This window comes from Polaribacter sp. BAL334, assembly GCF_015767435.1.
Lineage (GTDB): Bacteria > Bacteroidota > Bacteroidia > Flavobacteriales > Flavobacteriaceae > Polaribacter.
On sequence record NZ_JADWOV010000245.1, the window covers coordinates 117,058 to 135,169 of the forward strand.

Below are 18,112 nucleotides of genomic sequence, written 5' to 3' on the forward strand. Positions count from 1 at the left end.
TTTTAAAATCTTAAGTTTACGTTTAAAAAGTAAGTAGTTCCTCTACCATACCAATATTTATTCCCAAAAACGGGTGTATCAAGAGCTTTATCATCTCTTAATTGACGGAAATTTGCATTTCTTCCTTGCTCAAATCCTCCTGATTTGTATTCCTGATTCAATAAATTGTTTACAGTAGCAAATACACTGATAAACTTATCTCCAATTTTCCAAGATTTTCCACCCATTAAATTGACAACCATATAATCATCAAAACGCTCTTGTTGCAATAATTCTCTTGCTAATTCTGGGTCATAATCGTTGAAAGGCAATCCATCAGCATCAGTGTAAAAATTACTTGACCTGTTCAAAGGTGCAACATCAACAAAAATATTACTGAAAAAATTTGCAGTTGCTCCAAAATACCAGTAATCTGGATCTCTATATTCAAAACCAATAGAATAGGCACTTTGAGGCCCTACTGCCAACCTAAAATCTTTCAATTTTGACTCTCCGAAATTTTTTGATCCGTTTGTAAATCCAGCAATTTGAGTTTGTGAATTGTCTTCAGAAGTTAAATAAATATTTGGATTGTTATCATAGGTATATTGTCCAATAGATGCAGCTCCTTTTAATTTGATGGTTGGTGTCACTTGTGCTTCTAAACCTAATTCAACACCTAAATGTTTTTTATCAACTCCATTTAAAACTTCTTGAACAAAAGCGGTATTATCACCACCAATTCCATCAGCAAAATAGAAAGAAATCTCTGTTGCATCTTGAATATAGGTGTAAAAACCTGTTATTCTTGAAGTAATTATAGGACTTCTCAAAATGTAACTTGCATCAACAGAAAATATTTTTTCGCTTTGTAAATTTTCAACTACGTTATTATTTTCTCTTGAATTTGAAAACGAATTTCTAATAGTTGGTGCTTGTGTCATATAAGCCACATTTGCATCCAATAGATGACGTCCTGTTATTTTATAAGTTGCGCCACCTTTCAGTCCAAAATTGGTAAAATTCAATTTTTTTGATAATCCAAGAGAGTTGTTTGGAAATCCTCCATTTTGATACAATCCATCTCTTTGATGTGTTGTTTGAGAAACAGAAGCTGCTGCAAAAAAATCAACTTTATTGTATTTGAATTGACTTTGTACAAAAGCACTCGTCACATCAGAATTTAAATTGAAGTTATAACGAAACTTATCTCCAACACCAACAATTCTATTTGGTTCTGCTAAGTTATTTTGTTGCTGATTTGGTGTTTCTCCAAAATTATCGATATCTAAATATCCAATCCCACCCAACAAATCCATTACTTCAGCAAAATTACTTGAACGCAAACGTCTGTATTCTAGTTTTGCATTTAGAGTTATGTTCTTGTTTATTTGTGAATTCAAAATTGAATTAAAAGTCAATTGTTTGTCATCATTTCTATCTTCATATAATACGTATGCGTTTTGAATTCCTACTGATGCGTTTGTGATATTTGCATCATAAATTCTGTTCCAATCTATTTGACCATTATTTTGAAAGTTTTGCAACGATTCATAAGCACCAACTAAATTTTCATTTCTTACGAAAAAACTTGGCAAATTTTGATAATAAATAGGACTTGGATTTGCACCACCATTAAAGTCTAAACGGCTATTTCCAATTTCTCCAAATTGATATGCAATGTTTGTATAGATAGATGTGTTTTCTGAAATATCCCAATAATGATTCAACATTAAAATTGGTTCTTCCACATTTTTTACTCTTGAATTGGTTCTTCTTCCATTCAAATACCCCCAATATTCATTGTATTTGATGTCTTTTAAATCGTAAACTTCTTGGGTATTTGGAGAAGATTTTCCTCTTTTATTTGGAGCAAAAATTGAGGTAAAATTAATACTGTGTTTTTTGTTAATCTTTTTCTCAATAGAGGCAAAAAGAGAATATGCATCATAACTAGAACCCTCATTAAACCCTTCATTTCCAGCTCTTCTACTTCCTGAAAAAGTAAAAGACCATCCATCTTCCATAATTCCTGTAGAATAGGTTGCCATCATTCTATGCACATAACTTCTGTTTGAGGATGCATATGAAATCCGAGTTCCTGGGCGTTGTTGAGAAGCTCTTGTGTTGATATTTGTTGAACCTAAAACTCCTCCAAATGCATAGTTAGAAGCGCTTAAACCATTATTAAATTCCTGATTTCTCAACACATCATTCAAACCTCCCCAATTACTCCATTGTGCTCTTCCATCAAATAATTTGTTCATTTCAATACCATTAATCAGTACTTTTCCATTTCCTGAATCCAATCCCTTAATACTGAAAAAAGAAGAACTGAATTCAAATGCGGCTGTTCTTAAAAAAACATCTTGAGTAGCTTGCAACAATCCTGCAATATTATCAGCAGCACCACCATCGTCATTCAACTCATCATCAGTGATAGTAATTAAACTCAAATCTAAATCTTCATTGACGTTTTTATAAAATAAAATAGTTCCTAAATCAACAGTTTTGCCTGCTAATTCTATTGGAAAATTTTGCGTTTCATAACCTACTAATTTCAACTCTACAATATAGCTTCCATTTGGCACATTTTTTAAATTAAAAACTCCATCAGCACCAGTTGTCTGACTTGAAGTTGTTGATAAAACAGTGACCAAAACACCTTGTAGAGGATTTTCAGAATCGCTATCAGTAACAATTCCTTTTACAACGTTTTGAGCATTGAATCCTATTGCTAAGAACAATGAAAAAAACATTGATAAAATAATTTTTCTCATAAATGTTTGTTTGATTTTTTTTATTTTTTTTAACAAAATACGCACAAATTTAACTATTTTTAACAAATCCTAATGTTAAAATAACATTATATAATTATTTGTTTTATAAGTTTGCACCAAATATTCAAATAGATGAAAAAACGAGTGATTTTTAATGTCTTATTTTTAATGACATTTTCAATTCTTTCTTCTCAAGAAAAGGGAAAACAATACAATATAAGAACTATTGCTTTCTACAATGTAGAAAATCTTTATGACACCATAAATGATGAAACTATCAATGATGAAGCTAGTCCAATGATGGAGTTGAAAGCAAATAAATCAAAAATATATTGGGAAAAAATAAACAATATGGCAAGCGTAATTGCCCAAATTGGTGCAGAAAAAGCTAACACAGGACCTGCAATTATTGGCGTTTCCGAAATTGAAAACTTGAGTGTTTTAGAAGATTTAGTAAAATCGGAACATTTATCAAAAATGGGTTATGGAATTATTCATTACGATTCTCCTGATAAAAGAGGAATTGACGTAGCTTTATTATATCAAAAAAGATATTTTAAACCTGTTTTTCATCAATCTTTTGACCCAAATATTTACAGAGATGGATATAAAGTATATACCCGAGATCAATTATTAGTTTCAGGATATTTGGATGATGAATTGATTCATGTGATTGTAAATCACTGGCCTTCAAGAAGTGGTGGCGAAGCAAAAAGCAGACCCTCTCGTGAAAAAGCTGCTTATCAAAACACAAAAATTATTGAGCAAGTCCGTGAAAAAGACCCAAATGCAAAGATTTTAATCATGGGTGATTTTAATGACGATCCTACCAATTCAAGTTTTAAAAATGTGCTAAAAACAATAGGAAAAAAAGAAGATGTTGCCGAAAATGACATTTTCAATCCTTATGAAGAAATGCACAAAAAAGGATTCAATACACTTGGTTATCGTGATAACATCAACTTATTTGACATGGTTTTGATTTCTGAACCTCTACTAAATAAAGGTGAAAATGATTTTTCTACCTACAAAATGTTCAAAGCGATGATTTTTAATAAGAGTTTTTTAACAGGAAGAACAGGGCAATACAAAGGATATCCTTTTAGAAGTTTTGCTGATGGTGGTTTTACTGGAGGTTATTCTGATCATTATCCAGTATATATTTACTTGATAAAAGAAAGAAAATAAATCGATATTTTTATAAAAACAAAAACCCATAATTCAATGAATTATGGGTTTTTTTGATAAAAAATTATTGCCTTTTTACACTACAGATTTTTCTTCTTCAGAAATAAATTCATAATGTAAGTATGTGTAAGCATCTCTAGGTATAATTGAAATCCACTTTTTGTGTTTTAAATACCATTTAAAACGGATAGAATTTACTCCTTTTGTTAGATAAGCTGCAATAAAAGGATGAATGTGTAATTGAATCTTCTTATTGGTTGATTTTTCGCTTTTCAAATTGTAGAGATATTTCTCTAAATCTGCTTCTATTTTGTCTAACAAAATAATGGGAGCTTCTACTTGTTGTCCATTTCCATTTGGATCAGTTTCGGTAGTTTTAATACTCAATTCAGGTCTTACCCTTTGTCTTGTAATTTGTACCAATCCAAATTTACTTGGTGGTAAAATTTTGTGTTTTGTTCTGTCAAAAGACATGGCCTCTTTTAAGTGCTGATACAATTTATTTCTATTATCAGCATTGTGCATATCAATAAAATCAACTACAATAATTCCTCCCATATCACGCAATTGTAACTGACGTGCTATTTCAGAGGCTGCAATTAAATTTACTTCTAATGCTGTTTCTTCTTGAGAACCTGCTTTGTTGGAACGATTTCCGCTGTTAACATCAATAACATGTAACGCTTCTGTGTGCTCTATCACTAGATAAGCACCTTTACTCATTGAAACAGTTTTGCCAAATGAGGTTTTGATTTGTCTTTCAATGCCATATTTTTCAAAAATTGGCACTTGTGAATTGTGTAGCGTCACGATTTTTTCTTTTTCAGGATAAATTTCTTGTAAATACTCTTTAATTTCAATGTAAAGAGTTTCGTCATTGGTTACAATGTTTGTAAAAGATTCGTTCATTACATCTCTAAGAATTGAAGATGCTCTGTTGAGTTCGCTTAAAATTTTGGTTGGTGTGGTTGTGTTTGCAATTCGTTTGCACATTGTTTTCCAACGTTCTAATGAATTTTGCAAGTCTTTGTCTAATTCTGCTACTTTTTTTCCTTCTGCAACAGTTCTTAAAATAACACCAAAACCTTTTGGTTTGATGCTTTTTGCCAATCTTTTTAAACGCTCTTTCTCTTCTGGATCTTCGATTTTCTGAGAAACAGAAACTCGATTTGAAAAGGGAACTAACACCAAATACCTGCCTGCAATAGACAACTCAGAACTGAGTCTTGGACCTTTGGTTGAAATAGGTTCTTTTACAATTTGTACTAATAAATTTTGTCCTGTCTTTAAAACATCGCTAATACTACCGTCTTTGTTGATGTCTTCCTGATATTGGAAATTTTTAAAAGTGAATTCTTTATACTTACCTGTGCTTACTTTCTTAATGAACGAATTTAATGAGTTTACTTGCGGGCCTAAATCATGGTAATGTAAAAATCCATCTTTTGGAAATCCTACATTTACGAAGGCTGCATTTAAACCTGTCAACACTTTTCCAATTTTGGCTAAAAAAATATCGCCTACAGAAAATTTGTTTCCAGTTGTTTCATTATTCAATTCAATAAGTTTTCCATCTCTTAATAAGGCAAAATCAATATCAGATGAATTTGAACGAATGATTAATTCTGTTTTCATACTGAACTGGATTTAACTCTACACTTTGCAGTGCAGATGGATTAATATTGTCAGGTATTTATAATACCATTTGAGGTTTTTCAGAACCTCGATGTCAATGAACTTTTTGCTTTTCGCTAAACTATAAACGAAAAAGTAAGCCAAAGCTTACTTTTTCTTCTTATGTCTATTTGCTCTTGCTCTCTTTTTTCTTTTGTGTGTTGAGATTTTTGATCTCTTTCTTTTTTTACCACTTGGCATAATTGCTTGCTGTTTTGTTTAAAACCTAGAAAATAGGTTTTGATTTGTATTTAATTATTTTACTACAACTTTGTTTTTCACTCCTTCAGTAAACGTTTTTGCTGGTTTAAAAGATGGAATATTGTGAGCTGGAATTTTGATAGTAGTGTTCTTTGAGATATTTCTACCTGTTTTTTCTGCTCTAGTTTTGATGATAAAACTACCAAAACCTCTTAAATATACATTGTCCCCTTGTTCTAATGCACCTTTAACTTCAGCCATAAAAGATTCTACTACGTTTAAAACGTCTGTTTTTTCAATTCCTGATTTGTCTGAAATTTTCGATACGATATCTGCTTTCGTCATGATTCTATTTTTATTAATTTAATTTCAAAAATGCGGATGCAAATATATGATAATTAATCTATTCCAAAAAAATAAACCCTTAAAATTATCTGAATTTTAAACTGTAATTTTACAGACCAATTTTTTATAAATGATTTTTTCTGAAATTTTGATTGTTTGGTACCTAAAAAACAATCGTGAATTGCCTTGGCGAAAAACCAAAAACCCTTATTTTATTTGGCTTTCCGAAATAATGTTGCAACAAACTCGTGTTGCACAAGGAATGAACTATTACTTGAAATTTACCGAAAATTATCCAACAGTTTCTGACTTGGCAAATGCTTCAGAAACCGAAGTTTTAAAAATGTGGCAAGGTTTGGGATACTATTCTCGTGCAAGAAATTTACATTTTACCGCAAAATATATCACCAATGAATTGAATGGTAAATTTCCTTCCACCTTCAAAGAAATTATCACTTTAAAAGGAATTGGAGATTATACAGCATCTGCAATCGCTTCAATTTGTTTTGATGAACCAACTGCAGTGGTTGATGGAAATGTTTACAGAGTTTTGGCAAGATATTTTGGCATTCAAACACCCATTAATTCATCATCAGGAATCAAAGAGTTTAAAGAATTAGCACAAAATTTGATTGATAAAAATCAACCAGGAACCTTCAATCAAGCCATTATGGATTTTGGCGCAATCGTCTGCAAACCTCAAAATCCCTTGTGTGAGGAATGTCCGTTTTCTGAAAGTTGTGTGGCACTTCAAAAAAATCTGATAAAAGAATTGCCTGTAAAAGAAAAAAAAATCAAAGTAAAAAATCGTTATTTCAATTATCTAGTAATCAAAACGGAGGATGACAAAACTGTTTTGACACAAAGAAATGATAAAGGAATTTGGCAAGGTTTGTATCAATTTCCATTGATAGAAACTGATTCAATAATCCAAAAAGAAGAACTTATTTCATCCAAAGAATTTACGGATTTATTTCCAGAAGAAACCACCATTTCTTTGTTCAATCCTAAAGAAATCATTCACAAATTATCTCATCAACATTTACACACTCATTTTTGGATTGTGGAAACTACCTCAAACAAAAACGCTGAAATTCCTTGGAAATTAGTTCAAAATTTCCCTGTTCCAGTATTGATTGCAAATTTTTTAGCACAATTTCAATTGAAAAAGTAATGGATATTTTTAGTACTTTTGATTCATTAATTTTTGAATGCTATGGCAGGAACAATCAATAAAGTAATTCTTATTGGAAATTTAGGTGACGAAGTGAAAATGCACTATTTTGATGGTGGCGATTCTATAGGACGTTTTCCATTGGCAACTAGCGAAACGTATGTAAGCAAACAAACTGGAGAAAAAATCACCAATACTGATTGGCATAATGTGGTTGTAAAAAATAAATTAGCTGAAATTTGCGAAAAATATTTGGTGAAAGGTGACAAAGTGTATTTGGAAGGAAAATTGAAAAATCGTCAATGGGAACAAGATGGCATCAAACGTTATGCAACCGAAATTCATGTTACAGATTTAACGATGTTATCCAACAAAAAAAATACGGAAAGCAACTCAAACAGTCCAAAAAATAGTCAACCTTCCTCAGTTATAAACACCAGTCATACTGAAGAAAATGACGATTTACCATTTTAATTAACGAAAATTTCAACCCTTGGATCCAGATCCTGAACCTTTATTATTACTATTTTCAAGCTTCAATTTATTGATTGTTATCAACGCAATTGCGCTGATTTTTTTATTAATTGCTTCCGCGCTAATTTCTGGAACTGAAGTCGCTTTTTTCTCTCTTTCTCAAACTGATTTGAATATTTTATCAAATCAAGCAAAAGGAGAAAACATTGTTGTAAAATTATTAGAAAGACCCAGGAAATTATTAGCAACAGTTTTAATTGCCAATAATTTTATCAATATTTTAATTGTCCTTTTATTTGCCACTTTAGCTGAAAATTTATTTGGCGATTTTGATTACCAACTAAATCTTTTCTACTTTCAAATTCCCATTCGTTTTTTGATTGAAGTAATTCTAGTTACCTTTTTGATTTTGTTATTTGGAGAAGTGTTGCCAAAAATTTATGCCTCAAGAAATGCACTTTTTTTCTCCAGAAAAATGTCAAAATTCATCAATTTTATCAATACAATTTTGACACCTTTTAGCATGCCATTGATTTGGCTTACAAAATTTATCGAAAAAAACTTGGGAAACATGAACTCTCATTTCAATGTAGAAACACTTTCGCAAGCATTAGAATTGACTTCAGAAGGCGCAACCACCAAAGAAGAACAAAAAATTTTAGAGGGAATTGTCAATTTTGGAAACACAGAGACTGTGCAAATCATGACGCCAAGAATCGATATTTTTGCCATTTCTGTTGATGAACCATTTGAAGAGGTTTTGAAAAAAATTCTTGAAAAAGGCTACTCTAGAAATCCGGTTTACAAGGACAATATCGATACTATTATAGGGGTTTTATACGCCAAAGATTTGTTGGCGCATTTGAATAAAACCAGTTTTAAATGGCAAAATTTGGTAAGAGCTGCATTTTTTGTGCCTGAAAATAAAAAATTAGACGATTTATTGGACGATTTTAGAGGACGTAAAAATCACTTGGCAATTGTAGTAGATGAATATGGAGGCACTTGTGGTTTGGTAACTTTAGAGGATGTTATTGAGGAAATTGTAGGTGATATCAATGACGAATTTGATGATGAAGATTTGTCGTATTCAAAAATTGATGAACACAATTATATCTTTGAAGGAAAAACGACTATCAAGGATTTTTGTAGAGTTTTGGATGACGAAGATGAAGATATTTTTGAACGAGAAAAAGGCGAAAGCGAAACTTTGGCAGGATTTATTTTAGAAATTTCCGGAAAATTCCCAAAAAAAGGAGAGAAAATAATTTTCAAGAATTATACGTTTACCATAGAAGCGTTGGATAAAAAACGCATCAAACAAATTAAAGCTACCAGAAATGCGTAATTCTTTTTTCTTTATTCTTTTTTCTTTTCTCTTTTCTCTTTCTTCTTGTAATTCCGATTTTTTACCAAAACCAAAAGCGTATTTAAGTCTTGAATACCCTAAAAAAAAGTATGAAAATTTGACACTTGAAAGACCCTATTATTTTGATATTCAAGAGAATACACTTATTATAGACGAAGCAAATAATTGGTTAAAAATTCAATACCCAAACCTGAAAGCGTCTGTTGACATAACGTACAAACCTATTAAAAATAATTTGGAAGCATTGTTGATTGATGCTGAAAAATTGGTTTTCAAACATGCCGTAAAAGCAGAACAAATCATCCCAAAAGATTTTCTAAACTATGAAAAAAGAGTTTTTGGAAGTATGTATGAAATCACTGGAAATGCGGCTTCTAACCTTCAATTTCATTTGACAGATAGCACCCATCATTTTATAAAAGGAGCTTTGTATTTCTATGCAAAACCCAATTATGATTCCATTTTACCAGCTGTTGATTATATCAAAAAAGATATTTTACAATTGATTGAAACGTTGGAATGGAAGAAATAAAGTTGATTTAATAGAACGTTTATTTTAAATTTTAAACATTTTTACTTTGTGTTTTTTGTGTCTTCTTTGAGAAACTTTGTAAAATAGCTATAACACAAAAAGCACAAAGAAGCCACAAAGAAGGCACAAAGAGAAAAAGAGATAGATTATTGATAATTTTCAATTCCACCAGCCAAACTAAACACTTTCAAATCAGGAAAATGGCTTTTTAAAACGGAAGTTGCTTTATAACTGTTCAATCCTTTTTGACAAACCATGATATAGGTTTTAGTCTTATCAATATCAATTTTAGCGACATCAAATTCTTGAATTGGAATGGTTTGATGCACTTGAAAAGGCAATTTCAAATTGGGTAAAACAGCAATTATCTCCAAATTATCATCCAATAATTTTTCTTTTAATTCAGCAGACGAAATCAACCAATTTACATTTTGAACTTCACAATTCTCATCAAAATAGCTTTCTGAATCAAAGATTTCTTGAATTTTTTCTTTTGTAAAATTCGAAGTTAATTTCATTTTTAACTGTGAATTGTTCAGCGAATTGTAAATCAATAATTCATTTTGAAGCGGTTTTCCAATTTCGGTGATGATTTTCAACACTTCATTCACTTGAAGTGTTGCAATGATTCCAACAATCGCATTCAAAGTTCCTGCAGTTTCACAATTGGGAATATCAGTGGTCATGATTGGAAAAGCATCTCTTAAATTTGCAGAAAATGCATCTTGTTGTGGCAGATTAAAACTCGCTACGTAACCATCAAATTTATACAAAGAACCATACACTAATGGTTTGTTTTTCAATACACAAGCGTCATTTAAAAGGTATTTTGTAAGCAAAGAATCTGTGCCATCAACCACAACATCAATTGTTGAAATCAAGTCAAAAACGGTCTCTTTTGTAACAGCTTTGTTGTAAAAAATCACTTCTGTAAAAGGCGCTCTTTCTTTGATAAAAGACGCCAAAACAGCTGCTTTTGGTTTGCCAATATCTGATAAATTATAAAAAACTTGTCTGTGTAAATTGCTGATATCAACAGTATCAAAATCAATCAAATGAATTTTTCCAATGCCACTTGAAGCCAAATATACTGCAATAGCACTTCCCAAACCTCCACAACCAACTATTAAAACAGAAGCGTTTTGTAATTTTTCTTGCCCAACTTCACCAATTTCTGATAAAGTGATTTGACGTTTGAATAGTTGGTTTTTGGTTGGTTTCATTTTTTGCTGAACTTGTTTCAGTATCTTTTTTTGTAAATTCGAAAGGAGCCTTTTTAGGCGATTAAGAAATCCATTTTTTGTTTTAAATTTTATGTATGATTGATGCTTTTGCCAATTCAAACTCTTCAGGAGTATTGATATTTCGAATCAAATCATCATCAACTTCTACAATCTCAACATCATTATTGATGAGCATTTTTCGAGGGCAAGAATATCCTTGAGCTAAATATTGCAACAAAATTGGATATGCTTTTGGTTCATAAATGGTAATCAAAGGCTCCATAAATTCCTTGTTTTTTCCTTTGATGGCAGTTGCCACTTTTGATGGATTCCTTTTTTGAAGCAACCATTTAATCAGTTCATCATTCACAAAAGGAACGTCTGTTGCCAACACAAACCAAGCCGAATTTGGATCTTTTTGGAATGCTGAACAAATGCCTCCAAAAGGTCCTAAATTCAAAAAAGTGTCTGAAATTTCATTGATTTTTGCTGATGAATTTCCCACAGAGAAATACGTTTCAATATTGTTGTTTTCAAGCAACTCTTTGGCAACTTCTTTTTGTGGTTTTCCATGAAATTCGAGCAACGATTTGTCTTTTCCCATTCTGACACTTTTTCCGCCAATCAAAACCAACCCTTTAATTGGAGGAATTCTTTGCTGAATTAACTGCTGAATGTGATGTGAAATTTTGTCAATTTCATCCATTGAATAGCATTGTAATTCTTGAATTTTCGGATATTTCTCCATCAAAAAAGGAAAAAATTCGATGTCAGTTTTCAATTTTATTACAAATTGAATATCTTGTAATTGATAGAGTCTTTTGAGAACAGAAGCTTCCTTTTCTTCATCCAACATCAAGATTTGTTTGGCTCCTTCAAAATGATTTCCATTGATAAAAACCAAATCAAATTGCGCAAAATCCACTTTTTGTTGATACGGATTTACGGCTTTTGAAGAGTTGATTTGCACATTTCCTTCCTGATGAAAAGTGAATGTGGATAGCAAATTTGGGTTTTCATTTTTGGCATGAGAAGCATCAAAATACCCCAATTGATAGTTGGATAATTTTTCAGAAATCTGCTGAACTAGAGTTGAAATAATAGCGCAATTTGTTCCTAAAATAGCAATTTCATTTGGAGCGTAATTATCGTTATTTTTCCTAGTTAAGTTTGTATGTTTTTGATGCTTATCCATTTTTGATATCCGATTTTCCACCTGTTTTTTCCATCAACTTTATTTCTTGAATGAGCATTTTTTGACTGATACTTTTACACATGTCATACATCGTTAAACAGGTAACACTTGCGCCAGTTAAAGCCTCCATTTCAACACCTGTTTTCCCTTCAATACTCACTTTGCACGTCACTTCTGCATGATCATCATCCAAAATTTGTATGTCAATATCAACGCCATTGATCATTAAAGGATGACACATTGGAATCAATTCTGAAGTTTTTTTCACTGCCTGGATTCCTGCAATAATCGAAGTTTGAAAAACAGGCCCTTTTTTGGTGACAAGTTCATTATTTGTGAAATGTGAAATCACTTCTTTTCCTAAAAATATTTTTGCTTTTGCAATCGCTGTTCTTTGAGTTATTTGTTTCTCAGAAACATTGACCATTTTTGGATTTCCAGAAGTATTTATATGTGAAAAATCAGGCATAAGTTTTAAGTTTTTAATCTTTAGTTTTAAGTTTTAGAGTCATTAATTTTTTTTTTGTGAAGTTTTCACAATAGAAGTTAAAATTTTTATCAATTCATCTATTTCTAAAATCAGAGAATTTACATATAACAGTGTAAGTTCGCTTTCTTTTAAAAGTCTTAACCAATATTTTATTTCTCTAGCCTCTTTGGATGATATTGCCATTTTTGCTGCAAAATCTTTTTTACTTTGTCCTGCTAATGCTTCCTCAATATTTGCCCCAATTGAAGTTCCTGATCTTAAAAGTTGTCTTGAAACTATAAACTCCTTTTCAATTTGTAAATCTTTATAAAGTGAAATAATATGTAACGAAAATTGAAAACTCTTTTTTTGAACAATACTCTCTTTCATGATAACTTTATTTACTTAAAACTTAACACTAAAAACTCAAAACTTTAAAACTTTCTCCTTTTTTAAACTCAGTTGTATCATTTGGCAATTGCATAAAACCGTCTGCTTTTAGCAAACTTGATAAATCTCCAGAACCATTTGCGTTTATGGGAGTTGCAATCAAATGCCCAAATCTATAGTGTATTTTTATGGGTAAAAAATACGTTAAATTCGGTTTAAAAATCACATTTTCTGATAAAATAGCTGTTTTTTCTTCCATTTTCGACCCTACAGATTTGTAAAACCAAGGATAAAAATACACCAAACAATTCACAAAAGTTGAAACTGGATTTCCTGGAAATCCAAATACTGTACATTTTTCAGTTTTTCCAAAAAAGAAGGGTTTTCCTGGTTTTTGAGACACTTCATGAAATAATTTTTTGACTCCTAATTCACTGAAAACTTCTGGTAAAAAATCAAATTTTCCTTTGCTAACTGCGCCACTAAAAAGCAACACATCATAAGTTTCTAAATATGCTTTGATTGTTGATTTTAAAACGACTTTATCATCCAAAATGTGACTTGTTTCTGATGAAATATGTAATTTTTCAAGTAATGAAACCAAGGTAAAAACATTGCTTTTTCTGATTTGATGCGCTAATGGAATTTCGTCAACAGCAACCAATTCATCTCCAGTAGAAATAATCATCACTTTGGGATGTTTTGCTACTTTTACAAACGACTTTCCAACAGTTGCAAAAACGCCAATTTCTGCAGCGCCAATTAAGGTGTTTTTTGCAATTAGTTCAGTTCCTTTTTGCTCATCTTTTCCTTGTTCGTGAATATTTTGTCGGTCGTAAATCGCATCAATATTTATGATCGCAATTCCATTTTTGATAGTAATATCTTCATATCTAATAACTGCAGAAGTATTTTTTGGCAATACAGCTCCAGTCATCACTTCAATACAATTTTCAGGATTTTTCAACGAAATTTGCTCACTTCCAGCAGGTTGAATTCCTTCTATTTTATAGGTTCTTTGTCCGTTTTGAAATGAGGTAACATCAATGGCAATTCCATCCATAGTAACTCTATTGAAAGGTGGAAAATCGCGATCTGCGAAAATCGATTCTTTCAAAATTCTTCCAGAAGATTTTAAAAAAGGAATTTCATCAACACCAAAATCTTGTGCTGAATTTTTAACTATTTGTAAAGCTTCCTTAAATGAAATCATTTATAAATGCTGAATAAAATCCATTCTTTTTCCTAAAATTCTAATAATAAAAATTTGGTTATCTGAATCAAAAACATAAAAAATGACATGTGATTTAAATCGATAATAATTTAAGCTTTTCGCAAACATACTAGCGTCTCTCGCCAACTCGGTTCTTTTTGACAATTCATCAAGAAATAATTCCAATGCAAATAAATATTCTTTTGCCTGTTTTATTCCAAAAAAATGTATGCCAAATTTATATATTCCAACTAAATCATTTGAAGCTGCAGACGATAATTTATAATTCACCTTTATCAACTTTTTGAATCAATTCCGAAATTGAATAGGGAGAAACTCCACTTGAGAATCCTTGATCAATTGCCTTTTGAAGTTCCAACAATTTCTGATTCTCAAATTGGTCTTTTCTTACTAAATCTCTAATGTATTCACTATCGTTTGTAAAATTCCCAATTTCAATTTGAAGACGAATCCATTCATTTTGCTGCTGAGTAAACGTAATTGATTTTCTAATTGTTTCCATATAAAATAATTTGATGCAATATAGTGAATATTTGCACCACAAGAAACTATAAAATTAAAAATAACCCCAAAAATATTTTACCCTCCAATTGTACTCATACTTTCAGAAACACTTCCTTTTTTTCTATTGGCTTCTGCAATAAATCCGTTTTCAGGTTTTTCTTTTACAAGAGATAAAAAAAGCGTTTTTACATCTTCATCACTTGCGCCATTTCTTATAAAATCAAGCAAATTAAAAACACCATCATCAAACAAACAATTTTTAAAAGTGCCTTTTGATGTGATTCGAATTCGGTTGCAATCACTACAAATTGTTCTTGTAAAAGCAGGAATAATTCCTACTGAACCTATGTGATTTTCGATTTTATAATTTCTAGAGGTGGATGATTTTTCAGACTGAATTTCAGTCACTTCAAACTCCCTTTTTATTTCATTTAAAATTTTTGGAAACGTCCAATTTTTATTCATTTCACGCTGACCTTTTCCGTTGAAAGGCATTTCCTCAATGAAACGAACTGCTACATTTTTGTCTTTAGTTAATCTCACAAAATCATTGATTTCATCTGTATTAAAACCTGATTGAACAACGACATTCAACTTTAATTGTAAACTACTTTTTTCAAGCAATTCAAAGGTTTTAAACACTTCTGGAAAGACATCTCTTCTTGTGATTTTGGCAAATTTTTCTCTCTGTAAACTATCAATACTCAAATTGATAGTTTTCACTTTTTTCAGTGTTTCAATCTTTGAAATATGTTCGGAAATCAATGCGCCATTCGTAGTAATGTTGATTTCTTGCAGCAAATCATTGAAAGAAAGCATCTCTAAAAACTGGATAAAATCTTTTCTTACGAAAGGTTCTCCTCCAGTTAAACGTACTTTTTTAACGCCCAATTCTGACAAAACACGAATTAAACGCGTCATTTCATCAAAAGTCAGTAATTCATCTTTTGGAACAATGTCAATTCCGTGCGCAGGCATGCAATATTGACAACGCAAATTGCAACGGTCTGTGACTGCCAAACGCACATAGTCAATTTGACGACCAAAAGAATCAATTAAAGAATTCATCAATTAGGCAATTTTTTACTGAGCAAACCATAGATAAATGCACCTAATAAAGCGGATAGTAATAAAATCAACGCAGGTAAAAATTTGAAACCTAAAATTACAAAAATGGGTCCTGCACAAGCACCTGAAATCCCCCAACCAATTCCAAAAAAAGTACCTCCAACCAATGTTCTTACAAAACCTTTTTCCTTTTGTTTTGGTTTGATGAGATTTCCATGAATATCTTTGATAATTCCGCGTTTGAATAATTGCATAAAAACGGCAGAAATTACAATAGCACTTCCAATAATTCCAAACATGTGAAATGATTGAAAACGAAACATTTCATAAAAACGAAACCATGAAATTGCTTGAGATTTGCTTAAAACAATCGCAAAAAAGATTCCTAAAAGTAAAAATTTAATATTTTTCATAACTTAAAAAATTGTGGGAATGATGAACCAAGCAGCAATAATACCACCAATAAAAAATCCGATAACTGCCAATAATGATGGAAATTGCAAACTACTTAAACCTGTAATTGCATGACCAGAAGTGCAACCTCCTGCATAACGTGTTCCAAAACCAATCAACAAACCTGAGACTACTAAAATCAAAAATCCTTTTAAGGAAAAAACGGCTTCGTTGCTAAAAATTTCGTCCGGAAAATATTGATTCGCCACATTTGTAAAACCAATATCTGTCAATTCTTGAATTGTTTTTGGATTCAATGCAACTGTTTGATCAGGAATTAAAAAATGAGAAGCGATAATTCCGCCAATGACCAGTCCAATTGCGAACATCAGTCCAAAATCTCTTTCTTTCCAATCTTTTTTGAAATAATCAGAAAATTTTCCTGCGCCTGCTAAGGTACAAAGTGTTTCAAAATCAGTTGAAGTTCCAAAATTTTTCCCAAAATAAAAGTATAAAACCAATGAGATTGCAATCAAAGGTCCACCAACAAACCATGCAAAAGGTTCAAAAATAAAATCCATATTATAGTTGTGTTTTTAGATAATTCATAATTTTTTGGGTTGCTCCCAAATGTTCTTGAATGTATTTTTTATTGATATTTCCAGTCGATTTTCTAAAATCTTCTTCCTTTTTCAGTTTTGTAAAAATACTCGAAAATTCGTTTTGATTGCAAATAGAAATGCACCCTTTCAGATTTACCAAATCTACAGCTTCTTTAAATTTGTCAAATTTATTTCCAATCACCACAGGAATTCCAAAAGTTGCTGGTTCTAAAATATTGTGCAAACCCGTTTTAAGACCTCCTCCAACATAAGCCACATTTGCAGCAGCATAAATTTTGGTTAAAATTCCAATGGTATCAACAATCAAAACTTGATATTCAGCCATGTTTTTTCCTTCTTTTTCTGAAAACAAAACCGTTTTTTTATGGATTGATTTTTTCAATGCTACAATAGCTTCATTTTGAATATTGTGTGGAGCTATAATCATTTTTTCATCATCTAAAGCAATGTTATTGATATAATTAACTAATAGCTCTTCATCCTCTTTCCAAGTGCTTCCTGCCACAATGGTGTATTGATTATTTTTAAACTCATCAATAAAATCGAGTGAATTATCTTGATTCAAAATTCTTGAAACTCTATCAAAACGGGTGTCTCCAACAACGGAACTATTTTTAAAATCAATGCTTTCTAATAATTTTTTAGAATTTTCATCCTGCAGAAAAAAGTGATGAAAAGCTTTTAAAGAATTGCGCATATAACCACCATAAAACTGGAAAAACAATTGATTTTTTCTAAAAATTCCAGAAACTAAAATCGTTGGAATTTGGTTTTTATATAATTCATTTAAAAAATTTGGCCAAAATTCATATTTCACAAAAATGGCAAATTTGAGATGGATATTTTTTATAAATCTTTCAGCATTCGCATTTGAATCTAAAGGTAAATAACAAACAACATCAGCCAAATCATAGTTTTTTCGAACTTCATATCCTGAAGGAGAAAAAAAAGTAACCAATATTTTATACTGTTTGAAATTTGATTTTAGTTCCTCAATAATTGGACGCGCTTGCTCAAATTCGCCCAAAGAAGCCACATGAAACCAAATAGTTTCTTCATTTTTTAATGCTTCAATTTTGAGAAATGTTTGTTTTCTTCCATTAATAAAAAGCTTTATTTTTCTATTAAAAAGCGCTATTATTGGCAAAATTGATGAGACAATGAAAACTAAAAAATTGTACAAAAACTTCATGAAGGTAAAAGTACAAAATTGATAGCAGTAAAAAATATAGAACTTAAAAACAAGTAATTAATTTATGAATAAAAAAAGCCACCCAAAAAGGATGGCTAAATTTTT

The 18,112-nt window shown here is 31.0% G+C and carries 19 protein-coding genes; 5 read left to right on the plus strand and 14 right to left on the minus strand.

The genetic code is table 11. The features are described from left to right. Positions 1 to 2: 2 nt before the first annotated feature. Positions 3 to 2,759, minus strand: coding sequence for a TonB-dependent receptor (locus IU405_RS03955; protein WP_197437304.1), 2,757 nt, complete (start codon positions 2,757 to 2,759; stop codon positions 3 to 5). A 132-nt stretch (positions 2,760 to 2,891) separates the two neighbouring features. Between IU405_RS03955 and IU405_RS03960 the strand changes: the two genes are divergently transcribed. Beyond that, positions 2,892 to 3,947, plus strand: a complete 1,056-nt coding sequence (locus IU405_RS03960; protein WP_197437305.1) for an endonuclease/exonuclease/phosphatase family protein — start codon at positions 2,892 to 2,894, stop codon at positions 3,945 to 3,947. A 75-nt stretch (positions 3,948 to 4,022) separates the two neighbouring features. Here the strand turns inward: IU405_RS03960 and IU405_RS03965 are convergent, their stop codons facing one another. Both IU405_RS03965 and IU405_RS03970 read right to left on the minus strand, forming a co-directional pair. Continuing rightward, a complete protein-coding gene (locus tag IU405_RS03965) occupies positions 4,023 to 5,582 on the minus strand; it encodes an Rne/Rng family ribonuclease (RefSeq protein WP_197437306.1) in 1,560 nt (519 codons plus the stop codon). Positions 5,583 to 5,876: 294 nt separating this feature from the next. Beyond that, complete coding sequence (locus IU405_RS03970) at positions 5,877 to 6,167, minus strand: HU family DNA-binding protein (RefSeq protein ID WP_105046479.1); 291 nt, start codon at positions 6,165 to 6,167, stop codon at positions 5,877 to 5,879. Between the two features lie 130 nt (positions 6,168 to 6,297). Here IU405_RS03970 and mutY point away from each other — a divergent pair, with 130 nt between their 5' ends. Genes mutY through gldD form a run of 4 tightly spaced genes read left to right on the plus strand, consistent with a single transcriptional unit; the run spans position 6,298 to position 9,716 of the window. Further along, a complete protein-coding gene (mutY, locus tag IU405_RS03975; protein ID WP_197437307.1) occupies positions 6,298 to 7,341 on the plus strand; it encodes an A/G-specific adenine glycosylase in 1,044 nt (347 codons plus the stop codon). A 42-nt stretch (positions 7,342 to 7,383) separates the two neighbouring features. Continuing rightward, positions 7,384 to 7,815: a single-stranded DNA-binding protein gene (locus IU405_RS03980; RefSeq protein ID WP_197437308.1), complete on the plus strand. Its 432-nt coding sequence runs from the start codon at positions 7,384 to 7,386 to the stop codon at positions 7,813 to 7,815. Positions 7,816 to 7,834: 19 nt separating this feature from the next. Beyond that, positions 7,835 to 9,163: a gliding motility-associated protein GldE gene (locus IU405_RS03985; protein WP_197437309.1), complete on the plus strand. Its 1,329-nt coding sequence runs from the start codon at positions 7,835 to 7,837 to the stop codon at positions 9,161 to 9,163. Continuing rightward, complete coding sequence (gene gldD, locus IU405_RS03990) at positions 9,156 to 9,716, plus strand: gliding motility lipoprotein GldD (RefSeq protein WP_197437310.1); 561 nt, start codon at positions 9,156 to 9,158, stop codon at positions 9,714 to 9,716. The genes IU405_RS03985 and gldD overlap by 8 nt, the downstream gene beginning before the upstream one ends. Before the next feature lie 146 nt (positions 9,717 to 9,862). Here the strand turns inward: gldD and IU405_RS03995 are convergent, their stop codons facing one another. The 11 genes from IU405_RS03995 to IU405_RS04045 all read right to left on the minus strand — a co-directional run bounded on the left by IU405_RS03995 (position 9,863) and on the right by IU405_RS04045 (position 18,007). After that, the gene (locus IU405_RS03995; RefSeq protein ID WP_197437311.1) at positions 9,863 to 10,939 is read right to left on the minus strand and encodes a HesA/MoeB/ThiF family protein; all 1,077 of its coding nucleotides are present in this window, start codon (positions 10,937 to 10,939) and stop codon (positions 9,863 to 9,865) included. A gap of 82 nt (positions 10,940 to 11,021) precedes the next feature. Beyond that, a complete protein-coding gene (locus tag IU405_RS04000; RefSeq protein ID WP_197437312.1) occupies positions 11,022 to 12,134 on the minus strand; it encodes an NTP transferase domain-containing protein in 1,113 nt (370 codons plus the stop codon). Next, positions 12,127 to 12,603, minus strand: coding sequence for a cyclic pyranopterin monophosphate synthase MoaC (gene moaC, locus IU405_RS04005; RefSeq protein WP_197437313.1), 477 nt, complete (start codon positions 12,601 to 12,603; stop codon positions 12,127 to 12,129). Before moaC ends, IU405_RS04000 begins: the two co-directional genes overlap by 8 nt. Before the next feature lie 42 nt (positions 12,604 to 12,645). After that, on the minus strand, positions 12,646 to 12,993 hold the full coding sequence (locus IU405_RS04010) for a four helix bundle protein (RefSeq protein ID WP_197437314.1): 348 nt from the start codon (positions 12,991 to 12,993) through the stop codon (positions 12,646 to 12,648). Between the two features lie 28 nt (positions 12,994 to 13,021). Then, entirely contained in the window at positions 13,022 to 14,206 is a 1,185-nt protein-coding gene (locus tag IU405_RS04015; RefSeq protein WP_197437315.1) for a molybdopterin molybdotransferase MoeA, read from the minus strand. Then, entirely contained in the window at positions 14,207 to 14,497 is a 291-nt protein-coding gene (locus IU405_RS04020; RefSeq protein WP_197437316.1) for a type II toxin-antitoxin system RelE/ParE family toxin, read from the minus strand. Continuing rightward, positions 14,487 to 14,729, minus strand: coding sequence for a type II toxin-antitoxin system ParD family antitoxin (locus IU405_RS04025; protein ID WP_197437317.1), 243 nt, complete (start codon positions 14,727 to 14,729; stop codon positions 14,487 to 14,489). Before IU405_RS04025 ends, IU405_RS04020 begins: the two co-directional genes overlap by 11 nt. Positions 14,730 to 14,806: 77 nt before the next feature. Then, positions 14,807 to 15,799 (minus strand): GTP 3',8-cyclase MoaA, encoded by a 993-nt coding sequence (gene moaA, locus IU405_RS04030; protein WP_197437318.1) that lies wholly within the window; start codon positions 15,797 to 15,799, stop codon positions 14,807 to 14,809. Further along, the gene (locus IU405_RS04035; protein ID WP_197437319.1) at positions 15,799 to 16,212 is read right to left on the minus strand and encodes a DUF6691 family protein; all 414 of its coding nucleotides are present in this window, start codon (positions 16,210 to 16,212) and stop codon (positions 15,799 to 15,801) included. The genes moaA and IU405_RS04035 overlap by 1 nt, the downstream gene beginning before the upstream one ends. A gap of 3 nt (positions 16,213 to 16,215) precedes the next feature. Then, the gene (locus tag IU405_RS04040; protein WP_197437320.1) at positions 16,216 to 16,773 is read right to left on the minus strand and encodes a YeeE/YedE family protein; all 558 of its coding nucleotides are present in this window, start codon (positions 16,771 to 16,773) and stop codon (positions 16,216 to 16,218) included. Between the two features lies 1 nt (position 16,774). Next, entirely contained in the window at positions 16,775 to 18,007 is a 1,233-nt protein-coding gene (locus IU405_RS04045; protein ID WP_197437321.1) for a 3-deoxy-D-manno-octulosonic acid transferase, read from the minus strand. Positions 18,008 to 18,112 lie beyond the last annotated feature (105 nt).

Excerpts from the sequence above, each read along its gene's own strand:
- IU405_RS03995 (WP_197437311.1), bottom strand. The coding sequence starts at position 10,939 with ATGAAACCAACCAAAAACCAACTATTCAAACGTCAAATCACTTTATCA.
- moaA (WP_197437318.1), bottom strand. The coding sequence starts at position 15,799 with ATGAATTCTTTAATTGATTCTTTTGGTCGTCAAATTGACTATGTGCGT.
- IU405_RS03955 (WP_197437304.1), bottom strand. The coding sequence starts at position 2,759 with ATGAGAAAAATTATTTTATCAATGTTTTTTTCATTGTTCTTAGCAATA.
- moaC (WP_197437313.1), bottom strand. The coding sequence starts at position 12,603 with ATGCCTGATTTTTCACATATAAATACTTCTGGAAATCCAAAAATGGTC.
- IU405_RS04000 (WP_197437312.1), bottom strand. The coding sequence starts at position 12,134 with ATGGATAAGCATCAAAAACATACAAACTTAACTAGGAAAAATAACGAT.
- IU405_RS04035 (WP_197437319.1), bottom strand. The coding sequence starts at position 16,212 with ATGAAAAATATTAAATTTTTACTTTTAGGAATCTTTTTTGCGATTGTT.
- IU405_RS03980 (WP_197437308.1), top strand. The coding sequence starts at position 7,384 with ATGGCAGGAACAATCAATAAAGTAATTCTTATTGGAAATTTAGGTGAC.
- mutY (WP_197437307.1), top strand. The coding sequence starts at position 6,298 with ATGATTTTTTCTGAAATTTTGATTGTTTGGTACCTAAAAAACAATCGT.
- IU405_RS04010 (WP_197437314.1), bottom strand. The coding sequence starts at position 12,993 with ATGAAAGAGAGTATTGTTCAAAAAAAGAGTTTTCAATTTTCGTTACAT.
- IU405_RS04025 (WP_197437317.1), bottom strand. The coding sequence starts at position 14,729 with ATGGAAACAATTAGAAAATCAATTACGTTTACTCAGCAGCAAAATGAA.
- IU405_RS04040 (WP_197437320.1), bottom strand. The coding sequence starts at position 16,773 with ATGGATTTTATTTTTGAACCTTTTGCATGGTTTGTTGGTGGACCTTTG.
- IU405_RS03970 (WP_105046479.1), bottom strand. The coding sequence starts at position 6,167 with ATGACGAAAGCAGATATCGTATCGAAAATTTCAGACAAATCAGGAATT.
- IU405_RS03960 (WP_197437305.1), top strand. The coding sequence starts at position 2,892 with ATGAAAAAACGAGTGATTTTTAATGTCTTATTTTTAATGACATTTTCA.
- IU405_RS04015 (WP_197437315.1), bottom strand. The coding sequence starts at position 14,206 with ATGATTTCATTTAAGGAAGCTTTACAAATAGTTAAAAATTCAGCACAA.
- IU405_RS03965 (WP_197437306.1), bottom strand. The coding sequence starts at position 5,582 with ATGAAAACAGAATTAATCATTCGTTCAAATTCATCTGATATTGATTTT.
- IU405_RS04045 (WP_197437321.1), bottom strand. The coding sequence starts at position 18,007 with ATGAAGTTTTTGTACAATTTTTTAGTTTTCATTGTCTCATCAATTTTG.
- gldD (WP_197437310.1), top strand. The coding sequence starts at position 9,156 with ATGCGTAATTCTTTTTTCTTTATTCTTTTTTCTTTTCTCTTTTCTCTT.